Source organism: Halarchaeum rubridurum, assembly GCF_014647115.1.
Classification (GTDB): domain Archaea; phylum Halobacteriota; class Halobacteria; order Halobacteriales; family Halobacteriaceae; genus Halarchaeum; species Halarchaeum rubridurum.
In genome coordinates, this window is sequence record NZ_BMOO01000003.1 from 223,928 (window position 1) to 237,517 (window position 13,590).

General features: G+C 68.9%; 12 protein-coding genes and 2 tRNA genes. 10 read left to right on the forward strand and 4 right to left on the reverse strand.

Annotated elements, in window-relative coordinates:
* Nucleotides 1-41 precede the first annotated feature (41 nt).
* Genes IEX84_RS14575 through IEX84_RS07415 form a run of 6 tightly spaced genes read left to right on the forward strand, consistent with a single transcriptional unit; the run spans nt 42 to nt 7,085 of the window.
* On the forward strand, nt 42-2,867 hold the full coding sequence (locus IEX84_RS14575; protein ID WP_229732336.1) for a type II/IV secretion system ATPase subunit: 2,826 nt from the start codon (nt 42-44) through the stop codon (nt 2,865-2,867).
* Nucleotides 2,864-4,885 carry a type II secretion system F family protein gene (locus IEX84_RS07395; RefSeq protein ID WP_188871418.1) on the forward strand — a complete coding sequence of 674 codons (2,022 nt, stop codon included), beginning with the start codon at nt 2,864-2,866 and terminating at the stop codon, nt 4,883-4,885. The genes IEX84_RS14575 and IEX84_RS07395 overlap by 4 nt, the downstream gene beginning before the upstream one ends.
* Before the next feature lie 2 nt (nt 4,886-4,887).
* Nucleotides 4,888-5,325 (forward strand): DUF7287 family protein, encoded by a 438-nt coding sequence (locus tag IEX84_RS07400; RefSeq protein WP_188871420.1) that lies wholly within the window; start codon nt 4,888-4,890, stop codon nt 5,323-5,325.
* Complete coding sequence (locus IEX84_RS07405) at nt 5,322-5,921, forward strand: DUF7288 family protein (protein ID WP_188871422.1); 600 nt, start codon at nt 5,322-5,324, stop codon at nt 5,919-5,921. Before IEX84_RS07400 ends, IEX84_RS07405 begins: the two co-directional genes overlap by 4 nt.
* Nucleotides 5,921-6,373: a DUF7266 family protein gene (locus IEX84_RS07410; RefSeq protein WP_188871424.1), complete on the forward strand. Its 453-nt coding sequence runs from the start codon at nt 5,921-5,923 to the stop codon at nt 6,371-6,373. Before IEX84_RS07405 ends, IEX84_RS07410 begins: the two co-directional genes overlap by 1 nt.
* Nucleotides 6,366-7,085, forward strand: a complete 720-nt coding sequence (locus tag IEX84_RS07415; protein WP_188871426.1) for a DUF7289 family protein — start codon at nt 6,366-6,368, stop codon at nt 7,083-7,085. Before IEX84_RS07410 ends, IEX84_RS07415 begins: the two co-directional genes overlap by 8 nt.
* A 205-nt stretch (nt 7,086-7,290) precedes the next feature.
* On the opposite strand, the gene IEX84_RS07420 is transcribed toward IEX84_RS07415, so the two are convergent.
* Nucleotides 7,291-7,363: transfer RNA gene (locus IEX84_RS07420), tRNA-Arg, on the reverse strand.
* Between the two features lie 58 nt (nt 7,364-7,421).
* A complete protein-coding gene (locus IEX84_RS07425) occupies nt 7,422-7,718 on the reverse strand; it encodes a Sec-independent protein translocase subunit TatA/TatB (RefSeq protein WP_188871428.1) in 297 nt (98 codons plus the stop codon).
* A gap of 94 nt (nt 7,719-7,812) precedes the next feature.
* On the opposite strand from IEX84_RS07425, the gene IEX84_RS07430 reads away from it, so the two are divergent.
* The 4 genes from IEX84_RS07430 to IEX84_RS07445 all read left to right on the forward strand — a co-directional run bounded on the left by IEX84_RS07430 (nt 7,813) and on the right by IEX84_RS07445 (nt 10,804).
* Nucleotides 7,813-8,292, forward strand: a complete 480-nt coding sequence (locus tag IEX84_RS07430; RefSeq protein WP_188871430.1) for a redoxin domain-containing protein — start codon at nt 7,813-7,815, stop codon at nt 8,290-8,292.
* A gap of 78 nt (nt 8,293-8,370) precedes the next feature.
* Entirely contained in the window at nt 8,371-9,225 is an 855-nt protein-coding gene (locus tag IEX84_RS07435) for an HD domain-containing protein (protein WP_188871432.1), read from the forward strand.
* A 144-nt stretch (nt 9,226-9,369) separates the two neighbouring features.
* Nucleotides 9,370-10,662, forward strand: coding sequence for an MFS transporter (locus tag IEX84_RS07440; RefSeq protein WP_188871434.1), 1,293 nt, complete (start codon nt 9,370-9,372; stop codon nt 10,660-10,662).
* Between the two features lie 70 nt (nt 10,663-10,732).
* A tRNA-Gly gene (locus tag IEX84_RS07445) sits at nt 10,733-10,804 on the forward strand.
* A gap of 10 nt (nt 10,805-10,814) precedes the next feature.
* Here IEX84_RS07445 and IEX84_RS07450 read toward each other — a convergent pair.
* Together IEX84_RS07450 and IEX84_RS07455 are read right to left on the reverse strand one after the other, a co-directional pair.
* Nucleotides 10,815-11,474 (reverse strand): class I SAM-dependent methyltransferase, encoded by a 660-nt coding sequence (locus tag IEX84_RS07450; protein WP_188871436.1) that lies wholly within the window; start codon nt 11,472-11,474, stop codon nt 10,815-10,817.
* 3 nt (nt 11,475-11,477) lie between these two features.
* Nucleotides 11,478-13,589 (reverse strand): type II secretion system F family protein, encoded by a 2,112-nt coding sequence (locus tag IEX84_RS07455; protein ID WP_188871438.1) that lies wholly within the window; start codon nt 13,587-13,589, stop codon nt 11,478-11,480.
* Nucleotide 13,590: the final 1 nt, after the last annotated feature.

Genomic DNA, 13,590 nt, shown 5'->3' on the forward strand with positions numbered 1-13,590 from the left:
GGCCACAAACGTTTTTCAAGTAGATTGCCGAAGTTCCTACGATGTCCACGGACGACGCCGACGACGCGGCGGTCGGGAACGCGGGGGGCCCGACCGACGACGTCGACGGTGCGACCGCCGTCGAGGAGTCGACGGCGGACGACGGCCCACGCGTCGCCAAGGACGAGTACACGTGGGCCGACTTCGAGGCGGAGTATCGCGGGGAGGACGAGGAGGCCCTCGACCCCGCCGACTACCTCGGGTTCGAACGCGACGACGTCGACGGCGTCCTCGCAGCCGGCGGCGACGCCGCAGCCGTCATCGAGTCGGTGGTCGACGAGCGGACGCTCGACGTCGAGTCGGACGTCGACGAGGACGCGTTCTTCTCCGACGTCCACGGGAACACGACGATGGCGAACCGCTACGACCTCGAGAAGGCGGTCGCGCCGGCGAAGAAGACCCACTTCTCGGAGGTCGAGCGCTACTGGGTGAACAAGCCCTACGCGTTCGTCGTTCTCTTCCACTCCGAGAAGGAGAACGAGATGAAGTACTACCTCGTCGAGCCCTATCGGAACGCCGTCGAGGACGACCTCCAGGAGTTCCTGACGGGGAAGCTCCGCACCGCGATCAAGTATTCGAGCGGCGACGTCGCGGCCGAGGGGACGATGGACGAGCGTCGCGCGGTCATCGAACGCCAGACCCGCGACCTGCTCGAACGCTACGACATCTACGCCGAGACCCGCGGGGGCCCCTCGGCGGCAGAGCGTCTCCGGGAGCTCGTCGAGACCCTCACGGGACAGGGCGAGGCGGCCGACGACGTCCCGGTCACCGAGCGGCTGCGCTCGCTGGTCGACCGCGGGACGGACGGGTCGAGCGGCGGAGCGAACGACGAGGCGAATAACGGTGGGCCGAGCGGAAGCGAGGGCGGCGAGACGAGCGACGGGGAAGCGGAGGCGAACGAGGAGGCGGGCGAAGACGCGAGCGACGCGGCGGGGAGCGATGCCGGGTCGAACGGTGGCGACGAGGGCGGGACGGGCGCGACCGGCACCGACGTCGACTCCCGCTCCGCGGCCGACCGCCTCCGCGACGCCCTCGACGGCGACGAGGACGCCTCGCCGCTGGAGCGCGTGAAGGGGCTGTTGGGGGGCGGCGAGGACGACGAGACGTCGGTGGAGGACGCGGACGAAGCGGAGACTGAGTCCGGGCCACCGACGGCCCTCGACGGCATCGCGGCGCGCCCCGAGCCCGCGGTGTTGGCGGAGGACACCGACACGCTCACGCAGTACCAGGTGGAGAAACTCCTCTACTACCTCAAGCGGGACTTCATCGGTTACGAGCGCATCGACGGCATCAAACACGACGTGAACGTCGAGGACATCTCCTGCGACGGCTACAACTCCCCGGTGTTCGCGTACCACTCCGACTACGAGCAGCTCATCACGAACGTCTACCACGGCAAGGAGAGCCTCGACGACTTCGTCGTGAAGCTCGCCCAGCGCTCCGGGAAGGGTATCAGCAAGCGCCAGCCGCAGGTGGACGCGACGCTCCCGGACGGCTCGCGCGCCCAGCTGACGCTCGGCCAGGAGGTCAGCGACCACGGGACGAACTACACGATACGGCAGTTCAAGGACGTCCCGTTCACGCCCGTCGACCTCATCAACTGGAAGACGTTCTCCTTGGAGGAGATGGCGTTCCTCTGGCTCTGCATCGAGAACAACAAGAGCCTCATCTTCGCGGGCGGCACCGCCTCCGGGAAGACGACGAGCCTGAACGCCGTCTCCCTGTTCATCCCGTCGAACGCGAAGATCGTCTCCATCGAGGACACCCGGGAGGTCGAGTTGCCCCAGCGCAACTGGGTCGCCTCCGTCACCCGGCCCTCGTTCGGCGAGGACGAGAAGGGGGACATCGACGAGTTCGACCTGCTGGAGGCCGCGCTCCGCCAGCGCCCCGACTACATCGTCATGGGCGAGGTGCGCGGTGAGGAGGGCCGGACGCTCTTCCAGGTGATGAGCACCGGTCACACGACGTACACGACGTTCCACGCGGACAACGTCGGCGAGGTCCTCAAGCGCTTCACGACGGAGCCGATCAACGTCTCGAAGACGCTGTTCACCGCCCTCGACCTCGTCTCGATTCAGGCGCAGACGCGCGTGAACGGCCGGAAAGTGCGTCGTAACCGGAACATCACGGAGATAAACCGATACGACGCCGAGAACGACGAAATCAACGTCAGCGACGTCTTCCAGTGGGAGCCCGAAGGCGACGAGTTCCGACAGCTCACCGACTCGAACACGCTCGACGAGATTCAGTTCGACCGCGGGTGGTCTCGCGAGCGTCTCGAACGCGAGATATTCGAGCGCCAGGTCGTCCTCGCGTATCTCGTGCGCAACGGCCTCAGCGAGTACACCGAGGTCGCCGCGACCCTCCAGGCGTACATCGCGGACCCCGACACCATCCTGACGCTGCTGGCGAACGACGCGCTCACGGAGAGCCTCGCGGACCTGCGCGGGATGGAGTCCGTCCTCATCGACGTCGACCCCGAGAAGGAGGAGATGGTTCCCCGGCCCGACCCGACCGAGGACGTCTACGAGGAGGCCGGCGAACTCCTGGAGCGCGCGGAGGGCACCCTCTTCGAGGAATACCGCGGCGAGGAAGCCCCCGACATCAGTTTCGCGCTCTCCGAGGCGGCCGCGAGCGCCGCCGACCAGGACGTCGTCGTCGACGACAGCGGCGAGACGCCAACCATCGAGGCCGCGGGCGAGGACGCGGAGGGGTCGCGCGACGCCGAAGCCGACGGCGGCGACCCGTCCGCGGGTGACGACGCGCCGGGCGACGCATCGGACGACGCACCGGACGACGGAACGGGTCGCACAGGGTCCGACGAATGAGCCTCGGCGACACGGGATACAGTTCGTCGGACGCGCTCGGGGACGCCTTCTTCCCGCTCTACGAGTGGCTCTTCGACGATTCGAGCGACTTCGTCGCCAACGTCGAGACGAAACTCGCGGAGGCGCGCCGCGACGAGACCGTCGAGTTGTTCCTCTCGCGCGCGCTCGGCGTCGGTGCCATCGTCGGCGTCCTCTTCTGGGTCCTCGGCACGCTGCTCGGCTGGGTGCTGTTCATGATGGTCATCAGCACCGACACCATCATCGGGCTCTACATCGCCAACGACGCGCTGCTCGCGTTCATCAACGCGGTCAAGGTCCCGGCGTTGATCGTCCTCACCGGCCTCGTCTTCGGGAGCATCGGGTTCGCCGCGGGGTTCGGCGGCCTCGTCGGCGTCCCCTACATGCAGGCCGGCGAACGCAAACGCGAGATCAACATGCTGCTCCCGGACGCCATCGCGTTCATGTACGCCCTCTCGATGGGCGGGATGAACCAACTGGAGATACTCTCCGCGATGGCGAAGGCCGACGACACGTACGGCGAGGTCGCCCTGGAGTTTCGCAGCATCGTCCAGGAGACGGAGTACTTCGACACGGACTACCGGAGCGCGGTGCGCAACCGCTCGATGGAGACGCCGTCGGACGAACTCGGGCAGTTCCTCACGGACATGCTCTCCATCGTCAACAGCGGGGGCGACATGACGGACTTCCTCTCCGACAAGAAGGACAAACACATGCGGACGGCGAAACAGCAACAACAGCTCACCCTCGACACCCTCGAGCTCTTCGGCGAGATGTACATGACGCTCTCTCTGTTCCCGCTCCTCCTCATCATCATCCTCGTCATCATGAGCATGATGGGGGACTCGAAGACGACGCTCCTCTACGGGACGGTGTACGCGCTCATCCCGCTGGTCGGCGTCGGCTTCCTCGTCCTCGTCTCGACCGTGAAGGAGGACGAACCCGGCGACGGCTACCTCCGCCTCGACGAGAGCGACGCCTCCTCGACGTCGCGCGAACCCGGGCTCTTCGACCTCGGCCTCATCGAGCGCTTCCGCGGGGAGGGCGCGCTCTTCGAGCGCATCTACAGCCGCGAGGGGACGCACGAGGCGAAGTGGCTGCTCACGCACCCACACCTGTTCTTCAAGCGCCACCCGCTCTACACGCTCGGGCTCACCGTCCCGGCCGCGCTCGTCATCCTCGGGCTCGCCGTCGCGCAGGGGACGGCACCGACGAGCCTCGACCGGATGCAGGCCAACCCCATCGCGGGGACGTTCGTCTGGGTCTACCTCCCGCTCTACATCGTCTTCATCCCGCTCGCGGCCTTCCGGTTGTGGAACCTCCGCTCGCGTCGCCGCGTCGTCAACAACCTCTCGGACGACCTCCGGAAGCTCTCCTCGGCGAACGACACCGGCCTCACCCTCCTCGAATCCATCAAGACGGTCTCCGAGACGTCCTCGGGGAAGCTCGCCGAGGAGTTCCGCGTCATCCACGCGAAGGTGAACTACGGGACGAGCCTGCGCGACGCGCTCGTCGAGTTCAACAACAAGTACCACATCCCCCGCCTCGCGCGCACCGTCAAGCTCGTCAGCAAGGCCCAGGAGGCCTCCAGTCAGATTTCGGCGGTGCTCACGACGGCCGCACAGTCGTCCGAGACGCAGGACGACCTCGAACGCGAACGCAAGTCCCGCACCCGGATGCAGATCGTCATCATCATCATGACCTACCTGACCCTGCTCGCCGTCATGGCCATCCTGAAGGTGAAGTTCCTCGACGTGATGGCGGGGCTCGCCACGCAGGCCAGCGGCGGCGCGTCGTCGAGCGCGGGCGGCGGCAACATGAGCTTCGGGGCGAGCATCGACATCCAGATGATGAACATGATGTTCTTCCACGCCGTCACGATTCAGGGCATCCTCTCCGGGTTCATCGCGGGGTACATCCGCGACGCCGACCTCCTCTCGGGCGTGAAGTTCGCCATCGTCCTGCCGACCGTCGCGTTGCTCGTCTTCGCGTTCATCTGACGATGACCCGGAACACCCGAGACCGCGCGCAGACGACGCTCGACTTCGCCGCCGGGGTGAGCGTCTTCCTCCTCACCGTGATATTCGTCTTCGCGTTCGTCCCCTCGCTGCTCGCGCCGGCCACCGCGCCGGGAGCCGGCAACGGCGTCGTCGCCGACCGTGTCGCCGACGACCTCGCGCGGGACGAACTCGCGACGGAGACCCCCTACGAACTCTCCGGCCCGCCCACCGACGGGGCGCTCGCGGCCGCGCGCTCGAACGTCTCCGAGACGCTCCCGCCGGGGACGTTCCTCAACCTCACGCTCCGAACCGCGAGCGCCGGCCGGGTCGTCGCCGCCGACGGCCCGACCCCGTCCGTGGACGCGCCGACGACCGCCTCCCGGCGTGCCGTCACCGCGCCCGACGGCACGACGTACGAACTCCGGGTGGTCGTCTGGTGAACGCCGCGGACGGCCCCGAACGCGGGCAGGCGCACACCCTGGAGAGCGTCATGGCGGCACTCCTCGTCGTCTCCGCCGTCATCATCGCCGTCCAGATGACCACGACGCCACCGTTGCTCGGCTCGACCGCGAACCAGCACGCCGGCCAGCAGGACCGCGCGACGGTACAGGGCGTCTTCGCCGCGAGCGACGACGGCGAGCTCCGGGACGCGGTGCGGTACCGAAACGAGACCGGCGACCCCGCGGACCCGCTCGAACGACCGTACGGGGGCGCGGGGCCGACAGGCGACCTCCGGTTCCTCGACCGGCTGAACGAGACGCTCGCGGACCGCGGCGCGGCGTACAACGTCCGGTTCGTCTACCACGAGGACGGCGAGCGCCGCGTCGTCCGGTTCGTCCACAACGGCGAGCCCGGCGACGCCGCCGTCACCGTCCGGCGACCCGTGACGCTCTACGACCACGACCGCACGCTCCCCACCAACGGAACCGGGGAGGCGCTCGGCGCGGCCGACCCGGCGTACTTCGTGTCCGACACCGACCCGGACGGAGAAGTGTACGCCGTCGTCACCGTCGAGGTGGTCGTGTGGCGCGTCTGATGGGCGACGACCGCGGTGCGGCGACCGCGCTCGGCTACGTCCTCAACATCACGGTCGCGCTCCTGCTCGTCACCGGCCTGCTCATCGCCGTCACCGACTACGTCGACCGGCAGCGCCAGGACGCCGTTCGTGGCCAGCTCGCCGTCGTCAGCGACCGCCTCGTCGCGGACCTCGCAGCCGCCGACCGGCTCGCCGGAACCGCCGACGCCGGGGGCGTCACCGTCCGAAGCGACGCCCCGGCTCGCGTCGTCGGCCGGACGTACACGATACGCGTCTCGCACGCCGACGGCGTGACGCGCGTTCGTCTCGCCGCACCGAGCGAGAACGTCGTCGTGACGCGGACCCTACACACGGACCGCGACGTCGTAAACGCGACCGTCACCGGGGGCGACGTCGAGATAACGACCCGGGGGGCCGCCGGCGACGGGCTACGGGTGGTCAGCGATGACTGAGCGCGGCGTGAGCGACGCCGTCGGGTTCGTCCTCATCTTCGCGCTCATCATCACGTCCGTCGGCGTCATCTACACCGCGGGGCTCACGGGACTGCAGGACGCCCGCGACGCCCAGCGGCTCTCGAACGCCGAAACGGCGTTCGACGCCATCGACACGACGGCGAACGACGTCGTCTACCGTGGCGCGCCCTCCCGGACGGTCGGCGTCGGCCTCGCCGGCGCGACGCTCGGCCCCGGCGACGACGTCCGAATCACGGTCAACGGGTCGGAGAGGAGCGTGCACGCGACTCTGACACCGCTCGTCTACCGATACGAGGACAGCCGGTTCGTCTACGTCGGCGGCGCGGTGCTCCGCTCGGACGGCGCCGACGCGGTGGTGCTCGACGACCCCGACGTCCGCGTCGCGCCCGGCGGCGGTCGCGCCCTCGTTCCCGTCATCAACACGACCGCCACGGGTGGGACGGTCGGCGGGCGGACCCGGGCACGCGTGTCGTTCGCGGCCCGTGGCCCGGGCACACGCGGTGTCACCGTACTCGACGGGCCCGTCACCGTCACGGTCGAGACGCCACGCGCCGACGCGTGGTCCCGGTCGTTCGCGGACGTCGAGGCCTGCACCGACGTCTCGATGCCGACGAGCGAAACCGCCAGATGCACGCTCGACGGTGAGTCCGCCGTCGTCTCACGGACCGACGTGACCGTCCAAGTCGAGTGACCGGCGCGGGAACGGTCGGACGTGCTCGCTCCGCTGCGCGCATCCTCACTGATTCGACTCCCGTACGCGTCGCTCTTCGCCTCTACACTCGGCAGCACAGCGGGCGTGGCGGGAGTCCCGCGAGTGAGCGACGCGAACGAGAGGGACTGAGCGAGACCGGAGGTCTCGCGGAGCCACTCCCCGTTTTCCGACGCAGTCGTGAAAACGGGCGTGGCGGGACTCGAACCCGCGATCTAGCGGTTAGGAACCGCTCGCCGTATCCGCTTGGCCACACGCCCTGCGGCGGTGGCTACGCGACTGGGGATGAAAAACGGTTGCTCTTCGTCGCGGCGGCGTTTACGCGTTCTTCGACGTCGTGCTCTCGGTGTCGGAGTCGATGGACTCCGTCTCGACGTCGGTGTCCGTGGTGACGTCGGCGTCGCCCTCCGTCGTCGCGCCTCCCTCGCGGACCTCTTCGAGTTCGTTCTCGATCTCCTCGCGGCCGCGCTGGAACTCGCCCATCGCCTGCCCGGTGGAGCGTGCGAGTTTGGGAATCTTGTTCGCGCCGAAGAGCAGTACCGCGATGAGCAGGACGAGCGCCAACTCCATCCCGCCGGGGAAGCCGCCCAGGAACAGTGGCGTACTGGTGACCATCTCTACCACACCGTAGCAAACTGCTCGTTATAGGCCTTTTGCTCGTTGTACCGAGAGCGCAACCGTCATACCGGATGCGTTCGAAACGGCGCGTATGGTTGACGTTGGAGACGACGCACCCGACTTCACGGCACCGCTCGCCGACGGCGACGTAGACTCGTTCACCCTCTCCGAGGAACTCGGCGACGAGCCGGTCGTCCTCGCGTTCTATCCCGGGGCGTTCACGGGCGTCTGCACGGACGAGATGTGCACGTTCCGCGACAACCTCGGCGCGTTCGAGGACGTCGGCGCGACCGTCTACGGCGTCAGCGTCGACACGCCCTTCGCGAACAACGAGTTCCGCGACCAGAACGACCTCTCTTTCGACCTCGTGAGCGACTCCGATAAGGAGGCCATCGAGGCGTTCGACGTCGTCGACGAGGACTTCGCCGGCTTCGGCTACGCCGTCGCCAAGCGCTCCGTCTTCGTCGTCGACGCCGACGGCGAGGTCACCTACAAGTGGGTGACCGACGACCCCGGCGTCGAGCCGGACTACGACGAAGTCGAGGAGGCCGCCGCGGAAGCCGCGGAGTAACGCGCACGCTCGACGCGCCGGCCCGTCCGCCGGCACGACCCCACCGTCTTTTTAGCGCGTCCGGTCGCACGTCCGTCCATGAGCGACAGCGACGTTCCCGAGACGGACGCCGATGGCGGGGCCGACGCCGACGACGGGTCGCGCGGGCTCCGCGAGTACGACCCCGCGGCCGAGCACGCGTTCCCGGACGACCGGCTCAACGACGTCCTCGCCGCCGTCCGCGAGGACCCGGAGATAACCACGCTCCTCGACGCCCAGAACGTCAACCCGGTCACGCGCAAGGGGTACAACGACCACGGGGCGAAGCACGTCGAGATCGTGCGGAGTCGCGCGCTGCGACTCTACGACCTCCTGAAGCGCGGCGGCGTCGCGTTCAACGGCGCGGCCGACCAGGGCCTCGACGAGGCGGACGAACCCGTCATCGTCGCGCTCGCGGCGACGCTCCACGACATCGGTCACGTCGTCCACCGCGACGAGCACGCCTACTGGTCGATTCCGCTCGCCGCGGACGTCCTGGACCGGCTCCTCACGGAGTTCTACGACACCGCGGACGCCGTCCGCGTGAAGGCCGAGGTGCTCCACGCCATCCTCTGTCACCACACGGAGGAGCAGCCCCTGACGCGCGAGGCGGGCGTCATCCGCGTCGCCGACGGCCTCGACATGGAGCGCGGGCGCTCGCGCATCCCCTACGAGCGCGGCGGGCGCGGCATCAACACCATCTCCAGTCAGGCCATCGAGTCCGTGACGCTCCGCGCGGGCGACGACGTGCCCGTCCTCGTCGAGATACGGATGCGCAACGCCGCGGGCGTCTATCAGGTCGACAACCTCCTCAAGGAGAAGCTCCACGAGTCGATGCTCGCCTCCGACATCCGCATCGTCGCCGTGAACGTCGGCAGCGACGACGACCAGCTCGTCGAGCGCATCGAACTCTGAGCGTCGGCACCCGATAAACGGCGGACACGAACGCGAACGCGAGCGACGTTGACGACCCCCGCTTCGCGCTCCTCGGCATCGACCCGCGTCCCGTCCGCGTGTCGGGTCGCTTATGGCCGTCAGCGCGATAGCTCCACGCACGACGTGTCCACGACCGACGGCCGCCTCGGCGTCTTCGCCGACCGCGAGTTCATCGCCCTCTCGGGCACCGCGTTCGCCCGCGCGCAGGCGTACTCGACCATCCTCATCGCCATCGCGCTCTTCGCGGACGCCTTCGGCACCACCGGCTTCGTCGAGGGGCTCTTCGGGACGGCGTTCGCCGCCGTCCAACTCCTCATCGTCCTCCCGCTCGGCCGCCTCGTCGACACCCGGAACGCCAAACGCTTCCTCCTCGTCGGCCTCCTCCTCAACGTCGCCACCTTCGTCGGCTTCATCTTCGTCTCGAACGCCATCGACGTCATCCTCGTGCGGATGCTCCAGGGGCTCGGCTCCAGCGTCCTCTGGATCACGGGCTCCAGCGTCGTCGGCGAGATCAGCCCGGACGGCGAGCGCGGGCGCTGGCTCGGCTCCTACAACCAGGTCGCCGCCTTCTCCAGTTTCGCCGGCGACCTCGTCGGCGGCGCGCTCCTCTACACCTTCGAGACGTCCGTCACGTTCGTCGTCCTCTCCGGCGTCACGCTCGTCGCCTTCGGCCTCGTCTACGTCTACCTCCGCGACGACCCCGGCGGCACGATGGACCCCGAGGAGGCCGGCGGCATCGAGACCTTCCGCGGCCTCCTCGCGCGCCCGATGGTCAACTCCCTCGTCACCTTCCGCTTCGCTTTCAGCGTCGGGAAGATGGCGGTCATCCTCTTTCTCCCCATCTACGCCCGCACCGAGTTCGGCGTCTCCGCGGTCGGGATCGGCCTCCTGCTCGCCGGCGGGAAGCTCGTCAAGGCCCTCCTCCAGGGGTGGATGGGCGACCTCACCGACCGGCTCGGCAACGAGCAGTACTTCGTCCTCGGCGGGGCGCTCACGTACGCCCTCGGGACCGCGCTCATCCCGCTCGCGCGCCCCGCCCAAGCCCTCCTCCCCGCGTTCGACGTCGGCGCGTTCGGCCACACCATCGGCCTCGACGGCGCGTTCTGCACGATGTTCGTCGCCTACGGGATCATCGGCGTCGCCGACAGCATCCGCCTCCCCGCGAGCATGTCGCTCTTCGTCGAGGAGGGCGAACGCCTCGACTCCGTCGCCTCCGCGATGAGCCTGCGCTCCATCTCGTGGAAGGTCGGCCAGGTCGTCGGCCCCGTAGCCGTCGGCGCCATCAAGGACGGCTACGGGATGGCTGTCGCCTTCTGGACCGCCGCCGCGTTCATCCTCGTCGCCAGCGCCGGCTTCCTCCTCATGTACCGCTACGGGCACCGGGTCACGGGCGGCGAGCGGGCGGGTGCGGGATGAGCAGGTCGAAGGCGGTGACCCCAGAAAGAAGGGAAACCGATTTATCCGAGACGGGGATACGACTGAACGCGCGCGGTTGGTCTAGCGGCTATGACCTCAGCCTTCCAAGCTGATGACCCGGGTTCAAATCCCGGACCGTGCATCCCTTCCTTTCACGACGTGACGACGGCGTAGGCGTTCCCCCGCGACTCGTAGGCCTCGACGACGTCGAGGGCGGAGTCGTCGAGGTCCGCGCGGAACTCCGCGGGGTCGTAGATGTGGTAGTAGCGGTTCTCGGTCGTGCCGTCGGGGAGCGTCCACTCGACGGTCGTGTCGAACCCGGTATCGGGACCGAATCGGTCGTGCGTCGTGCTCCAGACGCTGACGAGCGCCTCGCCGCCGGGCGCGAGGACGCGCGCGAGGTCGGTCAGACTGCGGACGCGCGCCTCCCGACTCGGGAGGTGGTGGAGGGTGGCGACGTAGACGGCGAGGTTGACGGTGTCGTCGCGGAGGGGGATGCGTTCGGCGTCGCCACGAAGGAGCGCGAGCGCGTCGGCGTACTCCCTCTCTGCGGCGCGGGCGCGGGCCTCGGCGAGGAGGCCGGCGCTGGCGTCGACGCCGACGGCGGTCTCGCAGACGTCGGCGAGGAGCTCGGCGTGCCGTCCGTTGCCGCAGCCGAGGTCGAGGCCGCGTCTCCCCGTGCGCTCGGCGACGAAGTCGGCGACGTCGGGCCACGGGTGCGCGCGGGTCTCGGAGAAGTGGGCGGCGATGCGGTCGTAGACGCGGTGCGGTGCGGGGTCGCCGGTCGGGGTCGGAGTGGGTGTCTCGGGCATGGGTCAGGCGAAGAAGAGGAAGATGCCGTAGGCGACGGCGAGCATGATGAAGGCGTGTTTCGCGCCCGAGCGGATGTCCGTCTCGCTCATCTGCCCGGCGACGAACCCCGAGCAGACGGCCTGGACGAGGGCGGTGTGGAAGAAGAGGAGGCTGTAGGCGGCCTTCTTCTCGTCGGTGAGTTGGCCGATACTCCCGATGGACTGGCCGGCCGGGCCCGCGAACTGGTCGGCGGTCGGAATCGCGGGCACGAAGATGGTGTCGAGGGCGACGATGATGGCGATGAAGACGAGGAAGGCGAGGTAGATGACGACGAGGTAGGTGACGAGTTCGTTCCGGCGCTCGCGCTTGAGGCGCTGAGTCGATTGGGCCTCGTCGGCGGCGATGCGGAGGACGGGCGCGAGGTCACTCGTCGCGCTCATCGCGTTCGTCGTGAGCGTGACGACGCGCGTGATCATCGGCGTGCGGACGCGGGTCTCGAAGCGCTTGAGCGCGGCCTCGACGGGCGCGCCCCAGCGGACGTCCGTCCAGGTTCGGTCGACCTCCTCGTTCAGGCCGCCGAGGTCGCCGTTGGCGACGCGCTCGATGCTGGCGACGATGGGCATCCCGGCCTCGTTCGTGCTGGCGAGGCGATCGAGGAAGTCCGGGACGGCGCGCTCGATTGCCTCCAGTCTGCGTTTGCGTATCTCCCAGACGACCGCGAACGTCCCGATGAGGAAGAGGAGCGCCTGCACGACGGCGTCGTCGAAGACGGGGAGGAGGCGTTCGAGGCTCGCGGGGTCGACGAGCGCGAGGAGCGAGAGGTCGCGCTGGCCGAGGGTGAGCCCCCAGCGGACGGCGATGGAGAGGACGGCGAGCGGGGCGGTGACGACGAGGAGCCAGACGGGCCGTTCGGTTATCGTCTCGACCGGATGCATGAGCGCGTAGCGGACCGGCGCGAGGTCGTTGTAGGCGGCGAGTCGGCCGTGGTTGCGCGCGGCGGTCTCGACGTCGTCCGATTCGACCGCTCGCGCTGCGACGCCGCCGTCGGCCGCGGTGCTGACCTCGTCGGGCGTCCGCGTGACGTAGTCGTAGCGGACTTCGGCCTCCTGCTCCCCGTCCCCGCCCTGGGTGTCGCTCGTTATCGTGTCGAGGTAGACGATGAACCCCAGCGTCCCCAGCGGGAGGATGAGGTAGGTGAACGCCCGGAGGAAGCCGAGCGTCCCGCCGGAGACGAGGCCGATGACGACGAGGATGGTGATGAGGAAGAGCGGGCCGGCGACGAAGACGGTGACGTACCCCTCGGCGAGCGTCGAGAGGAGTTCGAGGAAGCGCTGTTGTTCGCTCTCGGCTTCCTCCTTGTACTGGTCGTACTCGTTGCGGAGGAAGGCGCTGACGCTCTGGCCGGATTGGAGGACGCTCGTGAGGTTCTCGACGAACTCCTGGAGGTCCTCGCTCGGGGTCCGCCGGCCGGTCCGCCGGAGGGCGTTGATGACGTCCGCGCCGAAGAGGTCGATGTCGCGGACGGTGACGCCGAACTCGGCGGCGGTCTCGCCGTAGACGTGCTGGTTGCCCGAGAGGATGCGCAGTATCTTCGTGAACCCCATCCCGGAGCGCGAGAGCGCGAACATGAACGCGACGTTGCGCTGGAGGGTGTTCTCGATGAAGCGCTCGCGCTCGCCCGCCTTGTACTGCGGGAGGAGCCAGCGGTACTGGTAGGTGCTCACGCCCGCGAGGAGGCCGACGGTGGCACCGGCGAGTGCGACGACGGCGAACAGTTCGAGCGCGGTGAACGACGCGGCGGTCGGGACGGCGGCCTCCGTGAGTTGCGCGTCGAGCACGTCGAGGAGGAGGAGACCCGCGGCGCCGAGGTAGAGCCCGAGGATGCTGCCGACGACGACTGCGACGGCCGTGTAGAGGTAGGTGACGGCGGCGTAGGCGGCGTACGGCCGCGAGACGTGGGCGGACCGGAGCGACCGAGCGTGTCCCCGGTTCACGTGCTCGCGCGAGCGGGCGAGCGACCCGAACAGCGCGATGGCGAGGCGGCGTACCGCCCGCGTGAGCGCGTCGCTCAGCGGGACGCAGGCGAGACAGACGAGCAGGACGCCGCCGACGACGAGCGGGAGATACGCCAGCACG